The following is a 16468-nucleotide window of genomic DNA, read 5'->3' as shown; positions in this document are numbered from 1 at the left end:
CGCCGGTTTACAGCAGGCTGATCGGGTAACTGACGATCAACCGGTTTTCATCGAACTCGTTGTTGCTGTAGTCCCTGCGCATCGTGGAATTGCGCCAGCGCACGTTGAGGTTTTTCAGGCTTCCACTCTGCACGGTGTAGCCCACTTCGCTTTCACGCCCCCACTCCTTGCCGTCGGTGATCGTGCCGGTGTGCACGTTGCTGCCGCTGATGTAGCGGTTCATCAAGGTCAGGCCCGGGATGCCGAGGGCGGCGAAATTGTAGTCGTGGCGCACTTGCCAGGATTTCTCCTGGGCGTTGTCGTAGCTGGAATTGTAGCTGTCGTTGGCCAGGGTGCCGCCGCTGGTGCCGTTGACGCGCATCCAGGCATTGTTGCCGGTGAGTTTTTGCAGGCCGACGTAGAAAGTGTTGCCGCCGTAGCGCGCGGAAAACAGGCCGGACCAGGTCTTGTTGTCCAGGCTGCCGGCGCGGGCGCTGCCATCGTCCTTGCCATAGAAAAAGCCAAGGTTGGCGCCCAGGGTCCAGTCGCCCACGGGTTGGCTGTGGATCAGGTTGACGAATTGCTGGCGGTAGATGTCCTTGAGCTGGGCGTTCCACAGGCCGACCTGGGTGCGTTTGTCATTGAACGCGTATTCCGCGCCTTGGAAGTTGAAACGGTCGGAGGTGAACGCCGCTTTGCCGGTCATGGACATGTCGCTCATGCTGCTGTCGTCACGCGGGCTGTTGGCGCGGAACTGGCCGCCATACAGCGTCAGGCCGTCGATCTCTTTGGAAGTGATCTGCCCGCCGCGCAGGGTCTGCGGCAGCGAGCGGCCGTCGTCGGCCCGCAGGATCGGCAGTACCGGCATCCATTCGCCGACCTTCACTTCGGTCTTCGAAATGCGCGTCTTGAACGCTACGCCGAGGCGTCCGAAGTTATCGGCCGGGCGGCCATCGTGATCCAGCGGCAACAGTTGGGTGCCGCCGGTGCCGCGTCCACCGTCGAGCTTTTGTGAGTACAAGCCCAGCACGTCCAGGCCGAAACCCACGGTGCCCTGGGTAAAGCCGGACTTGGCGTCGAGGATGAAACTCTGCGTCCACTCCTGCGCGCCGCCCTGGCTTTTGGTCGGGTTGGTGTAATTGCGGTTGAAGAAGAAATTGCGCAGGTTGAGGTTGGCGCTGGCGTCTTCGAGAAAGCCGTGTTCTTCGGCGACCACGGGGAGGGCAAGGCTGGCGACAGCGGTGGCCAGCAACAGCTGGCGCGGGTGGAAAATGCTCATGGCGTTGGACCTGTTGTTATTGGGGTTGTGCAGGTGGCGGCCATGGTGCTTGGCGCTATGGGAGCGTTGAAAGTGGGGGAGAGCGGGTTGTGTGCGATGATCGAACGAAAGCTGTTGAAGGCATGCAAAATAAAAAGCCCACCAAAAGGTGGGCTTCGTTTACGTCGCGCAGATCAGAACAGCTTCATCTTCGGCGCTTCTTCTTTCAACGGCTCGTTCTTCGCCGTCTGCTCGTTCCAGCCACCGCCGAGGGCCTTGTACAGGTTGACCTCGCTGGTCAGCTGCGCCAGGCGGTCGGTGATCAGCGATTGCTGGGCACTGAACAGTTGGCGCTGTGCATCGAGGAACGTCAGGTTGCTGTCGACACCAATGCGGTAGCGACGCTCGGCCAGGCGGTAGTAATCCTGGTTGGCCGCGACGAAACCACGTTGGGCGTCCAGTTGCTGCTTGTAGGTCGCACGTGCGGCGAGGCCGTCGGAGACTTCCTGGAAGCCGGTCTGGATGGCTTTCTCGTAGTTGGCCACGTTGATCTCTTTCTGGATCTTCGAGTAGTCCAGGCTTGCGCGCAGGCTACCGGCGTTGAAGATCGGGATGTTGATCTGCGGGGCAAACGACCAGGTGCCCGAACCGCCTTTGAACAGGCCGCCCAGGTTGGGGCTGGCGGTACCGGCGCTGGCGGTCAGGCTGATGCTCGGGAAGAACGCTGCCCGGGCTGCGCCGATATTGGCGTTGGCGGCCTTGAGGTTGTACTCGGCCTGCACGATATCGGGACGCCGTTGCAGCAGGTCCGACGGCAAGCCGGCCGGCACTTCGCTGAGCAGGTCATCCGACAGCGGCTTGCTGGCCAGATTGGCCGGCAGGCCGGTACCCAGCAGCAAGGTCAGGCTGTTTTCGTCCTGGGCTACCTGGCGCGTATAGCGGGCAAGCTGCACGCGCGCGTTTTCCACCGAGGTACGCGACTGGCTGAGGTCGAGGGCCGAGGCCACGCCGACTTCGTTGCTGCGCGAGGTCAACCGGTAGCTCTCCTCGAAGGCGCCCAAGGTGTCCTGGGTCAGCTTGAGCAGTTCCTTGTCGGCCTGCCAGGTCAGGTAGGCGTTGGCCACGCTGGCCACCAGGCTGATCTGGGTACTGCGCCGTGCTTCTTCAGTGGCGAAGTACTTTTGCAGGGCTTCTTCGCTCAGGCTGCGTACGCGACCGAACAGGTCCAGCTCATACGAACTGATCCCGAGGCCGGCCGAGTATTGGCTGTTGATGCTCGCTTCGCCGGTCTGCGACAGGCGGGCCGGAGTGCGCGAGCGGGTGCCGCTGCCCGTGGCCGAAACGGCCGGGAACAGGTCGGCACGCTGGATCTGGTACTGCGCCGCATATGCGTCGATGTTCAGGGCCGCGACGCGCAGGTCACGGTTGTTCACCAGCGCGGTCTGGATCAGCTGTTGCAGGGCCGGGTCATGGAAAAACTGCTTCCAGCCTTGCTCTGCAGCGGCCTGGCCCGGCGCCTGGGCCGACGAATACGCCGGCCCCTGCGGGAACTGGGCAGCTACCGGCGCCTCGGGGCGCTGGTAGTCAGGTATCAAGGAGCAGCCACTGAGCACGAATGCGGTGACGGCCAGGGAAAGTAGCGACTTGCTCATTAGCCAGCCTCTTTAGGAGTTTCAGTGGCCACCGGCTTCTTGCGTTCGCCGGCGGAGGACACGGTAGCGTAGAACAGTGGCACCCAGAAGATCGCCAGGACAGTTGCCGTGATCATACCGCCGATCACGCCGGTACCGATTGCATGCTGGCTGCCTGAACCTGCGCCGGTGGAAATCGCCAGCGGCAGTACGCCGAGCATGAACGCCATGGACGTCATGATGATCGGGCGCAGACGCATGCGGGAGGCTTCGATGGCGGCCTCGACGATGCCCTTGCCCTGTTCGTGGAGCTCTTTGGCGAACTCCACGATCAGGATGGCGTTTTTCGCCGCCAGACCGACGGTTACCAGCAGGCCCACCTGGAAGAACACGTCGTTGGACAGGCCGCGCAGGCTGGTGGCGATCAAGGCACCGATCACACCCAGCGGCACCACCAGAATCACCGCAATCGGGATCGACCAGCTTTCGTACAGGGCCGCGAGGCACAGGAACACCACCAGCAGCGACAGGGCGTACAACGCAGGCGCCTGGGAGCCGGAGAGGCGTTCTTCATACGACAGCCCGGTCCACGAGTAGCCGACACCGGCCGGCAGACTCTTGGCAATGCGCTCGACTTCCGCCATCGCGTCACCGGTACTGTAACCAGGTGCCGGAGTACCGAGGATTTCCATCGCCGCTACACCGTTGTAACGCGAGAGCTTGGGCGAGCCATAGATCCACTTGCCCGACGAGATGGCCGACAGGGGCACCATCTTCCCGGAGGTGCTGCGTACGTACCATTTGTCCAGGTCTTCCGGCGACATGCGGCTGGCCGCGTCACCCTGCACGTACACCTTCTTCACACGACCACGGTCGATGAAGTCGTTGACGTAGCTGCCACCCAGGGCAATCGCCAGGGTCTGCTGGATTTCCGACAGGCTGATGCCCTGGGCACTGGCCTTCTCGTCGTCAACGGTCAGCTCGTACTGCGGCTCATCGTTCACGCCGTTGGGGCGCACACCCGCCAGGATCTTGCTTTGCGCCGCGGCACCGAGGAACTGGTTACGCGCATCCATCAACTTCTGGTGGCCGACGCCGCCCTGGTCTTGCAGGAAAACGTCGAAACCGGTGGCGTTACCCAGTTCCAGAACCGAAGGCGGCACGATGGCAAAGACCATGGCGTCCTTGAAGGCCCCGAAGAAGTAACCCTGGGCCCGTTTCGCGACCTCGAACACCGATTGCGAAGCATCCCGCTCGCCCCATGGCTTGAGCATCACGAACGCAAGGCCCGAGCTCTGGCCACGGCCGGCGAAGTTGAAGCCGTTCACAGTAAACACCGACTTCACGGCCTTGCCTTCGCCCGGCTCGCCTTCCTTGTCGTTCAGCAGGAAGGCACGCATGTCGTCGATGACTTTTTGCGTACGTTCAGCCGACGAACCAACCGGCGTCTGCACCTGGGCAAAGATCACACCCTGGTCTTCCTCTGGCAGGAACGCGCTTGGAATACGGGTGAACATCCAGATCATGCCGGCCAGGATCAGCGCATACACCAGGAACGCTGGGATCTTGTGCTTGATCATGCCGCCCACGCCGCGCTCGTACTTCTGAACGCCGCTGTCGAAGGTGCGGTTGAACCAGCCGAAGAAGCCGCGCTTGGGTTGGCCGTGTTTTTCCGGGTCGATCGGCTTGAGCATGGTGGCGCACAAGGCCGGGGTAAAGATCAGGGCAACCAGTACCGACAACGCCATCGCCGAAACAATGGTGATGGAGAACTGCCGGTAGATCACACCGGTGGAACCACCGAAGAAGGCCATCGGCAAGAGTACCGCCGACAGTACCAGGGCAATACCCACCAGGGCGCCCTGGATCTGGCCCATGGACTTGACCGTCGCCTCCTTGGGCGAGAGGTGTTCCTCGGCCATGACCCGCTCGACGTTTTCCACCACGACGATGGCATCGTCCACCAGCAAGCCGATGGCCAGGATCATGCCGAACATGGTCAGGGTGTTGATGGTGAAGCCGGCTGCCGCGAGGATGCCGAAGGTACCCAGCAATACCACCGGTACCGTCATGGTAGTGATGATGGTGGCGCGGAAGTTCTGCAGGAACAGGAACATCACCAGGAACACCAGCACGATCGCTTCGACCAGGGTGTCGACTACCCCGGAGATCGACTCGGTCACCACCGGGGTGGTGTCATACGGCACCACCGCCTTCATGCCTGGCGGGAAGAACGGTTCCAGGGAGGCCACGGTGGCACGGATCGCCTTGCCGGTGTCCAGGGCGTTGGCACCGGCTGCCAGCTTGATGGCCATACCCGAGGCCGGCTTGCCGTTGAACTGTGCACTGATGCTGTAGTTCTGGCCACCCAGCTCGATACGAGCCACGTCGCCCAGGCGAACCTGCGAGCCGTCGGCGTTCACCTTCATCAGGATCTTGGCGAACTCTTCGGCGCTTTGCAGACGGGTCTTGCCGATGATGGTGGCGTTCAGCTGGGTACCGGGCAGGGCAGGCAGGCCGCCCAACTGGCCGGTCGCGACCTGGACGTTCTGGGCCGAGATGGCGTTGCTGACGTCTACCGGCGTGAGCTGGTAGTTGTTCAGCTTGGCCGGGTCGAGCCAGATACGCATGGCGTATTGCGAACCGAACACCTGGAAGTCACCCACACCGGCGGTCCGGGAAATCGGGTCCTGGATGTTGGAAACGATGTAGTTGGACAGGTCGTCCTTGGTCATGCTGCCGTCTTCCGACACCAGACCGATCACCATCAGGAAGTTCTTCACCGACTTGGTCACGCGGATACCCTGCTGCTGCACTTCTTGCGGCAGCAATGGGGTCGCCAGGTTCAGCTTGTTCTGCACCTGAACCTGGGCGATGTCCGGGTTGGTACCCTGGTTGAACGTCGCGGTGATGGTCATGCTGCCGTCGGAGTTACTGTCCGAGGCGACATAACGCAGGTTGTCGATACCGTTGAGCTGTTGCTCGATGACCTGCACCACGGTGTCCTGCACGGTTTGTGCGGACGCGCCTGGGTAGGTCACCTGGATGTCGATGGCGGTTGGCGCGATGGCCGGGTATTGGTTGATGGGCAACTTCAGGATCGACAGTGCCCCGACCAGCATGATCACCAGGGCGATTACCCAGGCAAAAATGGGACGGTCGATAAAAAATTTCGACATGAATTACTCCCCTTTACCAGCAGCGGCAGCAGGTGCTGCAGCCGTACCGGCGGGTTTAGCGTTATCAGCGTCCTTGACCTTGACTTCGATGCCCGGCTTGATGAACTGCAGCCCCTCGGTGATCACGCGGTCACCGGCCTTGAGGCCTTTTTCAACCAGCCAGTAGGCCCCGGCAGTGCGGTTCGCGACCAGGACGCGCTGTTCGACCTTGTTGTCCTGATTCACGACCAGTGCCGTCGGGATGCCCTTGAGGTCACGGGTCACGCCTTGCTGCGGTGCCAGGATAGCCTCGCTGTTCACACCGGCTTGCAGTTGGGCGTGGACGAACATGCCTGGCAGCAGGGTGTGGTCAGGGTTGGGGAACACGGCGCGCAGGGTCACGGAACCGGTGGTCTGGTCGACCGACACTTCCGAGAACTCCAGCTTGCCGTCCAGGCCGTAGGCGGTGCCGTCTTCCAGGGTCAGCTTGACCTTGGCGGCGTTGTCGCCAGCTTTTTGCAGCTGGCCGCTTTCCAGGTCGCGGCGCAGTTTCAGCATTTCAGCCGAGGACTGCGTGACGTCGACGTAGATCGGGTCCAACTGCTGGATCACCGCCAGTGCATCGGTCTGGCCATTGCTGACCAGCGCGCCTTCGGTCACCGAAGAACGGCCGATACGCCCGGAGATCGGCGCGAACACTTTAGTGTAGCGCACGTTGATCTGGGCGGTTTGCACATTGGCTTCGGCGGTCATGCGGTTGGCCACGGCGGTGTCGTATTCCTGGCGACTGACGGCCTGTTCATTGACCAACTGCTTGTAGCGGTCGCTGATGGACTTGGTCTGGGTCAGGCTGGCTTGGGCGCTTTTCAGGGTGGCTTCATACACCGACGGGTCGATCTGGTAGAGCTGCTGCCCTTCCTTCACGTCGCCGCCTTCCTTGAACAGGCGCTTGAGAATGATGCCATTGACCTGGGGGCGGACTTCCGCAATGCGGTAAGCCGTGGTGCGGCCCGGCAGTTCAGTGGTCAGGGTAAAGGCTTGCGGTTGAATGGTGACCACGCCGACCTGAGGGGTTTGAGCGGGCGGAGCCGCTTCTTCCTTTTTACATCCGCTGAGCAGCGATGCCAGGGCGACGGCAGTGACCAGAGCGGTAACAGCTGGCTTAAGTTGCATGAAGATCCTCGGGTCAGGCGCGCAGAGTGCGCACAAGCAGTGTGGAAGGGTAAAAAACAAGCTGTGAGTAGATAAGTAGCTTGCTACGCAATATACTTACGTTCATGGTTGTTTGTAAACTCTTGACAGGCTTCGCGCAATGTTGACAAAGCACCGCTGAAAGCCTCGATTCTAGTACGTTCGGCGCCCCTGACGGCGTCGTCCCACAATTATTCAGATGCTCGTTACCGATCATCCCAAGTGTTCTGATTGAGGTTTTACTGCCATGGTTCGTCGCACTAAAGAGGAAGCTCAGGAAACGCGCAGCCAGATTCTCGAGGCCGCCGAGCACGCCTTTTATCAGCGCGGCGTCGCGCGGACCACGCTGGCGGACATCGCCACGCTGGCCGGCGTGACACGCGGTGCCATTTACTGGCATTTCAGTAACAAGTCCGACTTGTTCCAGGCACTGCTGGACACACTGCACGAACCCCTGGACGAATTGGCCAGGGCGAGTGAAAGCGAGGATGAAGTCGACCCGCTGGGCTGTATGCGCAAGCTGTTGATCCATCTTTATCATCAAGTGGCCCTGGACCCGAAAACCCGGCGCATCAACGAAATCCTGTTTCATAAGTGCGAGTTCACCGATGAAATGTGTGACATGCGGCGCCAACGCCAGACCCACAGTCTTGAATGCAACCTGCGCATCGGCCTGACGTTGCGTAACGCGGTCAATCGGGGACAACTGCCGGAAAACCTGGACACTACCCGTGGTGCCGTGTGCATCCACGCCTACATCCACGGCTTGATTGGCCAATGGCTACTGGTGCCTGACAGCTTCCAACTGCACCAGGACGCCGAGCGTTGGGTGGATGCAGGGCTGGACATGCTGCGCCTGAGCCCCAGCCTGCGCAATTAAGACAAAATGCGTAATTGCTTCCAGTTGTGTCAACGGCAAATTCCAGAAACAGTCAATCGCCCCTTCGCCTGATGGGCAGGATGACTTTATATACGGGCTGACCGGCGGTTGATAGGTAGCCGCCTAAGTATTTTGTAGCGATTTTGTTGCAAGCCTGTGAAGGAATGTTTCCTCATAGGCTATACAAAGCAAAAATGTGGGAGGGGGCAAGCCCCCTCCCACATTTTATTGTCGTACTACTACTTCAGAGTGGCAATCAAAGCGCCATCGTCGGGTAGTCGATGTAACCCACCGGGCCTTTGCCGTAGAAGGTTTCCGGGTGCGCTTCGTTCAGCGGTGCATCGGCCTTCAGGCGGGCCGGCAGGTCCGGGTTGGCAATGAACGGTACGCCGAAGGCCACCGCATCCGCTTTGCCGGCAGCCAGCCAGGCGTTGGCGCTGTCCTTGGTGAAGCGCTCGTTGGCGATGTACGGGCCGCCGAAGGCTTTTTTCAGCTGTGGGCCGAGGCTGTCGGCGCCTTCTTTTTCGCGGGAGCAGATGAAGGCGATACCACGCTTGCCCAGTTCGCTCGCGACGTAGGTGAAGGTTTCCGCCAGGTTCTCGTCGCCCATGTCATGGGAGTCGGCGCGCGGAGCCAGGTGTACACCCACACGGCCGGCACCCCAGACTTCAATCGCAGCGTCGGTCACTTCCAGCAGCAGGCGCGCACGGTTTTCCAGGGAGCCGCCATAGTTGTCGGTACGCTGGTTGGTGCTGCTTTGCAGGAATTGGTCGAGCAGGTAGCCGTTGGCGCCGTGGATTTCCACACCGTCAAAACCTGCGGCCTTGGCGTTTTCCGCACCCACGCGGTAGGCGTCGACGATGTCGGCGATTTCAGCGGTTTCCAGGGCGCGCGGGGTAGGGTAGTCGGCCAGTGGGCGCACCAGGCTGACGTGGCCTTTAGGCTGGATGGCGCTCGGGGCCACTGGCGTTTCGCCGTTCAGGTAGGACTCATGCGAGATGCGCCCTACGTGCCACAGTTGCAGGAAAATCTTGCCGCCCGCGCCGTGCACGGCCTTGGTGACATTCGCCCAGCCGCGCACTTGGTCGTTGGACCAGATGCCCGGAGTGTCAGGGTAACCCACGCCCATCGGCGTGACCGAAGTGGCTTCGCTGAGGATCAGCCCGGCGGAAGCACGTTGCACGTAGTACTCGGCCATCAGTGCATTGGGAACGCGACCGGCATCGGCGCGGCAGCGGGTCAGCGGCGCCATGATGATGCGGTTGGACAGTTCCAGGTCACCCAGTTTGATCGGATCGAAAATAGTCGTCATGGGAAAACACTCTCTCTATTAAGTTGATCAGTTGGTCGCAGGGGCCAGGTCGGCATCGCCGCCCTGACGGAAAGTCATCAAGGTCACCAGCAGCGCGAGCACCGCCAGGGCACCGGCGGCCAGGGGCACGCTGGTCAGGCCGAGGCCGTGGGCAATCACACTGCCGCCCACCCAGGCGCCGAGGGCGTTGCCGACATTGAAAGCGCCGATGTTCAGGGTGGACACCAAGTTCGGTGCAGCCTTGCCGAAGGTCACCACGTTGATTTGCAGCGCAGGGACGGCGGCGAACGCAGCGGTGGCCCACAGGAATAGGGTGATTTCAGTCGGGATCAGAGCGGTGCTGGTCCAGCTCAGTACGGTAGAAACCACCGCCATGCTGATGAACACGCCGATCAAAGTGGCGCCCAGGCGTTTGTCCGCCAGCTTGCCGCCGATGATGTTGCCCAGGGTGAGGCCCAGGCCGATCAGCAACAGTGTCCAGGTCACGCCCTTGGGCGACACGCCGGTGACATCGCCCAGCAACGGCGCGACGTAGGTAAAGAGCGTGAACATGGACGCTGAAAACAGCGCGGTCATGCTCAGCGACAGCCAGATACCGGCGCCCTGCAGCGCTTTGAGTTCGGCGCGCATGTCGAGTTTTTCTTCATCACGCTTGGCGGGCAGGAAGCGGATCAGACCGATCAACGCCACTACGCCAATCACGGTGACGGCCCAGAAGGTCGAGCGCCAGCCGGCTGCCTGCCCCAGCGCCGTGCCCAATGGCACGCCAAGCACGTTGGCCAGGGTCAAGCCGGTGAACATCAAGGCCACGGCCGAGGCACGCTTGTTGGCGGGCACCAGGTTGGCGGCTACCACCGAACCGATACCGAAGAAGGCACCGTGGCACAGCGCGGTCACCACGCGGGCAAACATCAGCACGTTGTAGTCGCTGGCCAGGGCGCAGAGCAGATTGCCGATAATGAAGATGCCCATCAGCACTACCAGGGCGGCCTTGCGTGGCAGCTTGGCGGTCGCCAATGCCATGAAGGGCGCGCCGATGGCCACGCCCAGGGCGTAGCCGGTCACCAGCCAGCCGGCACCTGGAATCGACACACCCAAGTCTGCCGCCACATCGGGCAACAAGCCCATGATGACGAACTCGGTGGTGCCGATGGCAAAGGCGCTCAGGGCCAGTATGAGTAGCGAGAGAGGCATTATCCTGTCCTTGTTACAGCGCTGCCTTATCGTCAGCGCTGAGTTCGGTAATGAGCGCAGCGAGGAAGGCTTGGATGGTTTCCTCGTTGCGTTTGAAAAAGTGCCACTGCCCAGCCTTCTGGCTGCTGATCAGACCGGCCCGTTGCAAGGTGGCCAGGTGGGCCGACACCGTCGACTGGGACAAGCCGCAGCGCTGGTCGATCTGCCCGGCGCAAATGCCGTATTCGTGGTTATGCAGTTGCTCGGGAAACTGCACCTTGGGGTCTTTAAGCCAGGTGAGGATGTCTCGTCGTACTGGGTGTGCCAGGGCTTTTATTATTTCGTCGAGGTCGATGGACATGGCGGTTGCTCGTTGCTTGCAGCGTTATATCGCGATGAGGCGAACTTTAAATCGTTGAATTCCGATATACCAATATGATTTTGGTCTTAATGCCGATCAATTCGGTATATCGGGTTATAACGATACGTTGGCGGCAGTGTTAGACTGCACGGCATGAATTATCTCGCACATCTGCACCTGGGCGGCCAACTTCCTGCGCAACTGTTGGGCAGCCTCTATGGCGACTTCGTCAAAGGCCGCCTGCAGGGCCAGTTCAGCCCGCAAATCGAATCGGCCATTGCGCTGCACCGCTCAATCGACCGCTACACCGACAGCCACCCACGGGTGGGGCAGGCGTTGTCGCGCTTCAGCCTGACCCGCCGGCGTTATGCCGGGATCGTCCTCGATGTGTTTTTCGACCACTGCCTGGCGCGGGACTGGCTGGTGTATGCCGACCAACCGCTGGAGCGCTTCACCTCGCAGGTGTATCGCGTACTGGCGGCCGAACCGCAGTTGCCAGGGCGCCTGGCGCAGATCGCCCCCTATATGGCGGCGGATGACTGGTTGGGTTCCTACCGCGAGTTTGCGGTGATGGAGCAGGTGTTGCGGGGGATATCACGGCGCCTGACACAGCCCGCAGAACTGGGCCATGCGATGCAGGAATTGCGGGTGCTCTATGAGCCGTTGAGTGAGGACTTCCGGGTGTTCTATCCGCAACTGCAGGCGTTTGCCAGCACCCAACTGGCAGCATCAGGCCAAGTGTGGGAGGGAGCAGGCCCCTCCCGCATTTGAACGATTCAGGCAGCGAATGCAGGCCGTGCATCCACCTGCTCGATCTCCGGCAGCGGCCCGAACAAGGCTTTCTGCACCGCTTGCTGCGCCTGGTACGCCAATGCCGCGCGTTCCTGGCCGGCACAGGCAATCGGCTTGAGCACATGAATCTCGACATCGCCCTGGTCATTGGCAAACAGGCGCATCAGGTGCGAGAGCAAATCATCATCGCCAATGAACGGTGCCAGCGGATCCACCTGGCCGCCGCGCAGATAACGGATGGCCACCGGTTGCAGTGACACCTCGGCATCAATGGCACTGGCCAGCAAGCGTCCGTGGAAGGTGCGCAGGCTGCGCCCGTCGGTGGTGGTGCCCTCCGGGAACATCAGCAGTGGGTGCTGCTGCTCCAGATGGCGGGTCATCTGCTTGCGGATCAACTGGCTGTCGCCCGAGCCCCGGCGGATAAACAGGCTGCCGGCCTTGGCCGCCAACCAGCCGGCGACCGGCCAGGTGCGCACTTCGGCCTTGGACAGGAACGACATCGGCGTGACCATGCCCAGCAGCGGAATGTCGGTCCAGGATACGTGATTACTCACCCACAGCATCGGCGTTTGCGGCAGCTCGCCGTGTACCGTCACGCGAAAGGGCAGGGCGTTAGTCAACCGCGCCATGAAGAATCGCGACCAGCGCTGGCGTCGCACCATTGAGTTGGCGACACCCAGGCGTTCGAACACCCCAAAGACACTGGCCATGCTCAAGCCCAGCGCCACCACCAGCAACACCCGTGCAATGCGCCCATAGACGCGCAGACGGCTCATCACATCGCCGCCTTGAAGTGGCGGGCGTAACGCGGGCATAACTCATCGCGCTTGAGCAGGATAAATACGTCGGCCACCTGGAAGTCTTCATCCCAGCACGGCTCACCGCAGATCTTCGCACCCAGGCGCATATACGCCTTGAGCAAGGGCGGCATCTCGGCGATGACGTTGGACGGCAGGTCCAGCGCCGGCAGCGGCTTTTTCGGTTCGGCGCGCAAGTGTTCGTTGCACAGGTAGCGTTCGCGCAGGCGCTGCATGATCGCGTGGGCCTGGATGCCGCCATCGTGCATCGGAATGCTCGCGCAGCCCATCAGGTAGCTGTAGCCGCCCTCGTTGAGCACCTCGGCCAACTCGCCCCACAGTACCGCGATGGTGCCGCCGTTGCGGTAAGCGGGGTCGACGCACGTGCGGCCGATTTCCAGGATCGGGCCTTGCAGATGCAACAAACCGTGCAGGCTGAATTCTTCTTCACTGTAGAACCGGCCCAGAGTGCCGGCTGCCTGGTGGTCCAGCAAACGGGTGGTCGCCACCAGTCGACCGCTGTTCAAATCACGCACGCCGATGTGGCTGCAGTGAACATCATAATCATCCATGTCCAGGCCCAGTTCCGCACCTTTCAGCTTGGCGTTGAATTCGCCGCTGAACACGTTGAACCGCAGGGCCTGGGCTTCCTGCAACGCCTGTGCGCCAACCAGGCGTTCGGCTTGCAGGCGGCGTTCATTGCCGGTGTCGCTGATGCGGGCGATCTGAGTCATGGCGAATCTCCGAGTGCCGGCCACTTACCGGCCGGTCGACTTGTTTGTCCAAACTCAGGCTATGTAGCCTCGGTGTCATCTCCATGAAGTTACGGTGACGGTTGGATGACAGGCTGTTTGTCGCAAATCTGTCATCGGCCTCGGCTAGGCTCGCGGGCTTGAATGCCCCCCTCGTTGAGTCTGCGTTTATGGTCAGAGGCTTGCTGTGTGTCGCCCTGCTGTTCGTCACCGTTACCGCCCACGCCGAAACCTGGCCCGACAAGGAATGGGCCAAGGGCACAGCGCTTTCCGGCCCTGCTGTCGATGCATTGGACGCCTACGCATTCCCAGCCCGCGATGACGTCACCCGCAAAGGCATCCGCACCGATGCCTTGCTGGTGATCCGCGATGGCCAGATCATTTATGAGCGCTACGGCGCGCCCACCACGGCCAGCACGCCGCACCTGACGTGGTCCGTCAGTAAAAGCCTGATGGCCACTGTGCTCGGCGTGGCCTACGGCGAAAACCGCTTCAAGCTGAGCGACCCCGTGGCGCGCTTTTACCCGCCGATGAAACAACACCCCACGGTGACGATGGCCGACTTGCTGCACTGGGCCTCGGGCCTGGACTGGCAGGAGGACTATGAATACGCCCCGCTGAATTCCTCGGTGGTGGCAATGCTCTACACCCGCGGCCGTGGCGATATGGCCGACTTCGCCGCAGACACCGCGTCCGTCAACCCGCCAGGCCAGGCGTTCCGTTACTCCAGCGGCGACAGCAATATCCTCTCCGCCGCCCTCAAAGGCATGCTCGGTCACAAGGCCTATATGAGTTACCCGTGGGACGCGCTCTTCAAACCGCTGGGCATTCACAACGCCACGTGGGAAACCGATGCCAATGAAACCTTTGTCGCCTCGTCCTACGCCTACCTCACCGCCCGCGATCTGGCGCGGGTCGGCCTGCTGATGGCGCGCGACGGGCGCTGGGGTGATCAGCAGTTGCTGCCCAAAGACTGGGTCACCTTCAACCGCCAGCCGTTCGACCGCTACAAAGCCGGCCAGGACGACGCGGTGCCGGGTGGGCATTGGTGGCTTAACAAAGGCGTGCCGCAACCCTGGCCCGACGCCCCTGCCGACACCTTTGCCGCCCTCGGCCACTGGGGCCAGGCGCTGTTTGTGATGCCCGACGAACACTTGGTGATCGTGCGTTACGGCGACGACCGCGATGGTAGCTACCGCCATAACGAATTGCTCAAACGCGTGCTTGCGGCGGTGCAACTATGATCCGCCGTCGACCGTTTACCAGTCTGTTTCTACTGTTGTTGCTCGCCTTGCTGGGTTGGATCTGGCACGAGCGCGTCAACCTGCAAGCCTTCCCCGACATCATCGCGGCGTACACGGCCAAGGAATATTGTTCGTGCCGGTATGTGGAGAACAACCCGGCCGATTATTGCCGCGGGTATGTGAAGCAGTACGTGCCGATCAATGCGTTGAGCGATAACCCGCAGCGCAGTGAAGTCACCGCCAGCGGCTTGGGGCGCACCCATACTGCGCGGTGGATGGGGGACCGCCAGGGCTGCCGCTTGTTGCCTTGAAGTTTCACCCAGGTATGCACAACGCCGTTGTTGTCAGCTTGCAGGCTGCCCCTGCCGGTGTGCTTACTGTACGCATGAGGTAGCGTTTGCCAGGTAGCCGCTATCGTTTGCGAGTGAGGTGAGGCCTTGAGTATTGTTGATTGGGATGCCGCGCAACTGTCACGGGCGATCCACGCCCGGCAGGTCTCCTGCGAAGAAGTGATGCTGGCATTTCTGGCGCAGATCCAGCGTTTCAACCCGAGCGTGAATGCGCTGGTGTCGCTGCGCGAAGCCGATGAGGTGCTGGCCGAGGCGCGGGCCTGTGATCGCGAATTGGCCCAGGGCCGGTCCCGTGGCTGGATGCACGGCATGCCCCAGGCGATCAAGGACCTGGCGGCCACCCAGGGGTTACGCACGACCCTGGGTTCGCCATTGTTCGCCGACCATGTGCCGACAGAAGACGCGATCAGCGTGGCACGCGTGCGTGCCAGCGGCTCGATCATCATCGGCAAGAGCAACGTGCCGGAGTTCGGCCTCGGCTCACAGACCTACAACACGCTGTTCGGCACCACCGGAAACGCGTACGACCCCAGCCGTGTCGCAGGCGGCAGCAGCGGCGGGGCGGCCGTGGCCCTGGCGCTGCGCATGCTGCCGGTGGCCGATGGCAGCGACATGATGGGTTCGTTGCGCAACCCGGCGGCATTCAACAATGTGTTCGGCTTGCGCCCGTCCCAGGGCCGGGTGCCCCACGGGCCGGTGCCGGAACTGTTCGTGCAGCAATTGAGCACCGAAGGCCCGATGGGCCGCAGCGTGACGGATGTGGCGCAACTGCTGAGCATCCAGGCGGGTTATGACCCACGGGTACCGTTGTCATCCAAGGACGATCCGCGCGTCCTGGGCCAACCCTTGGCGCGTGACTTCAAGGGCACGCGCCTGGGCTGGCTGGGCGACTATAACGGTTACCTGCCGATGGAAGACGGGATCATGAGCCTGTGCGAATCGGCCTTCGGGGATTTCGCCACGCTGGGTTGCAACGTCGAGAGCTGCCTGCCGGACTTTTCCATGGCGCGCCTGTGGCGTAGTTGGTTGGTACATCGCCACTGGTTGGTGCATGGCAACCTGGCTGGGGCCTACGCCAACCCGAAAAAACGCGCCTTGCTCAAGCCCGAGGCGCAATGGGAAGTGGAGGGTGGCCTGGGCTTGAGTGCCCAGCAGGTGTATCAGGCCTCGGCGGATCGCAGCGAGTGGTATCGCGCGTTGGCCAAGCTGTTCGAACGTTACGATTTCCTGTTGTTGCCCACGGCCCAAGTATTCCCTTTCGATGCCCGACAGCCCTGGCCGCGCCAGGTGGCAGGGCGTGACATGGACACCTACCATCGCTGGATGGAAGTGGTGATCGGCCCCACCCTGGCCGGCCTGCCAAGCATGAGCATCCCGGTGGGCTTCAACCCCCAGGGCCTGCCCATGGGCCTGCAGATCATCGGCCCGGCGCAGGCCGACCATGCGGTCCTGCAATTGGCGTATGCCCATGAGCAACTGACGCAATGGGTGCAGAGGCGGCCGCCTGCGTGTCTAGGGGGATAGGTTGATTGGTTGACGTAGGACCTGGCGTTGGCCTGGCGCGCCTCCCCCCACAATGGATTTGCACCG

The 16468-nt window shown here is 61.8% G+C and carries 14 protein-coding genes; 5 read left to right on the top strand and 9 right to left on the bottom strand.

The genetic code is table 11. The features are described from left to right. Positions 1-7: 7 nt before the first annotated feature. The 4 genes from MJP36_RS23255 to MJP36_RS23240 all read right to left on the bottom strand — a co-directional run bounded on the left by MJP36_RS23255 (position 8) and on the right by MJP36_RS23240 (position 7199). A complete protein-coding gene (locus MJP36_RS23255) occupies positions 8-1258 on the bottom strand; it encodes an OprD family porin (protein WP_244384088.1) in 1251 nt (416 codons plus the stop codon). Positions 1259-1431: 173 nt separating this feature from the next. Continuing rightward, entirely contained in the window at positions 1432-2889 is a 1458-nt protein-coding gene (gene adeC, locus MJP36_RS23250) for an AdeC/AdeK/OprM family multidrug efflux complex outer membrane factor (RefSeq protein WP_244384087.1), read from the bottom strand. Then, the gene (locus tag MJP36_RS23245; RefSeq protein WP_244384086.1) at positions 2889-6047 is read right to left on the bottom strand and encodes an efflux RND transporter permease subunit; all 3159 of its coding nucleotides are present in this window, start codon (positions 6045-6047) and stop codon (positions 2889-2891) included. The genes adeC and MJP36_RS23245 overlap by 1 nt, the downstream gene beginning before the upstream one ends. 3 nt (positions 6048-6050) lie before the next feature. Further along, complete coding sequence (locus MJP36_RS23240; protein WP_244384085.1) at positions 6051-7199, bottom strand: efflux RND transporter periplasmic adaptor subunit; 1149 nt, start codon at positions 7197-7199, stop codon at positions 6051-6053. 265 nt (positions 7200-7464) lie between these two features. On the opposite strand from MJP36_RS23240, the gene MJP36_RS23235 reads away from it, so the two are divergent. Further along, entirely contained in the window at positions 7465-8097 is a 633-nt protein-coding gene (locus tag MJP36_RS23235; RefSeq protein ID WP_060753771.1) for a TetR family transcriptional regulator, read from the top strand. A gap of 256 nt (positions 8098-8353) precedes the next feature. On the opposite strand, the gene MJP36_RS23230 is transcribed toward MJP36_RS23235, so the two are convergent. The 3 genes from MJP36_RS23230 to MJP36_RS23220 are packed head-to-tail and all read right to left on the bottom strand — an operon-like array spanning position 8354 to position 10943. Continuing rightward, on the bottom strand, positions 8354-9409 hold the full coding sequence (locus tag MJP36_RS23230) for an alkene reductase (RefSeq protein WP_244384084.1): 1056 nt from the start codon (positions 9407-9409) through the stop codon (positions 8354-8356). Between the two features lie 27 nt (positions 9410-9436). Beyond that, the gene (locus MJP36_RS23225; RefSeq protein ID WP_161549734.1) at positions 9437-10603 is read right to left on the bottom strand and encodes an MFS transporter; all 1167 of its coding nucleotides are present in this window, start codon (positions 10601-10603) and stop codon (positions 9437-9439) included. 13 nt (positions 10604-10616) lie between these two features. Beyond that, positions 10617-10943 carry an ArsR/SmtB family transcription factor gene (locus tag MJP36_RS23220; RefSeq protein ID WP_060753768.1) on the bottom strand — a complete coding sequence of 109 codons (327 nt, stop codon included), beginning with the start codon at positions 10941-10943 and terminating at the stop codon, positions 10617-10619. Positions 10944-11096: 153 nt separating this feature from the next. On the opposite strand from MJP36_RS23220, the gene MJP36_RS23215 reads away from it, so the two are divergent. Beyond that, a complete protein-coding gene (locus MJP36_RS23215) occupies positions 11097-11714 on the top strand; it encodes an acyl carrier protein phosphodiesterase (RefSeq protein WP_244384083.1) in 618 nt (205 codons plus the stop codon). 5 nt (positions 11715-11719) lie between these two features. Here MJP36_RS23215 and MJP36_RS23210 read toward each other — a convergent pair whose 3' ends face one another. Both MJP36_RS23210 and olsB read right to left on the bottom strand, forming a co-directional pair. Further along, positions 11720-12511: a lysophospholipid acyltransferase family protein gene (locus MJP36_RS23210; protein WP_060753766.1), complete on the bottom strand. Its 792-nt coding sequence runs from the start codon at positions 12509-12511 to the stop codon at positions 11720-11722. Next, positions 12511-13266, bottom strand: coding sequence for an L-ornithine N(alpha)-acyltransferase (olsB, locus tag MJP36_RS23205; RefSeq protein WP_060753765.1), 756 nt, complete (start codon positions 13264-13266; stop codon positions 12511-12513). The genes MJP36_RS23210 and olsB overlap by 1 nt, the downstream gene beginning before the upstream one ends. 188 nt (positions 13267-13454) lie before the next feature. Here olsB and MJP36_RS23200 point away from each other — a divergent pair, with 188 nt between their 5' ends. The 3 genes from MJP36_RS23200 to MJP36_RS23190 all read left to right on the top strand — a co-directional run bounded on the left by MJP36_RS23200 (position 13455) and on the right by MJP36_RS23190 (position 16402). Then, positions 13455-14528 (top strand): serine hydrolase domain-containing protein, encoded by a 1074-nt coding sequence (locus tag MJP36_RS23200; RefSeq protein WP_244384082.1) that lies wholly within the window; start codon positions 13455-13457, stop codon positions 14526-14528. Further along, positions 14525-14839, top strand: coding sequence for an amidase (locus MJP36_RS23195; protein WP_104995753.1), 315 nt, complete (start codon positions 14525-14527; stop codon positions 14837-14839). Before MJP36_RS23200 ends, MJP36_RS23195 begins: the two co-directional genes overlap by 4 nt. A 126-nt stretch (positions 14840-14965) precedes the next feature. Further along, a complete protein-coding gene (locus tag MJP36_RS23190) occupies positions 14966-16402 on the top strand; it encodes an amidase (protein ID WP_244384081.1) in 1437 nt (478 codons plus the stop codon). Positions 16403-16468: the final 66 nt, after the last annotated feature.

Origin of the sequence: Pseudomonas palleroniana, from assembly GCF_022836895.1 — a bacterium.
In the GTDB taxonomy this organism is placed as follows: Bacteria; Pseudomonadota; Gammaproteobacteria; order Pseudomonadales; family Pseudomonadaceae; genus Aquipseudomonas; species Aquipseudomonas palleroniana.
Note: the sequence above shows the minus strand (reverse complement) of the source record. Positions and strands in the feature narration are given on the sequence as shown.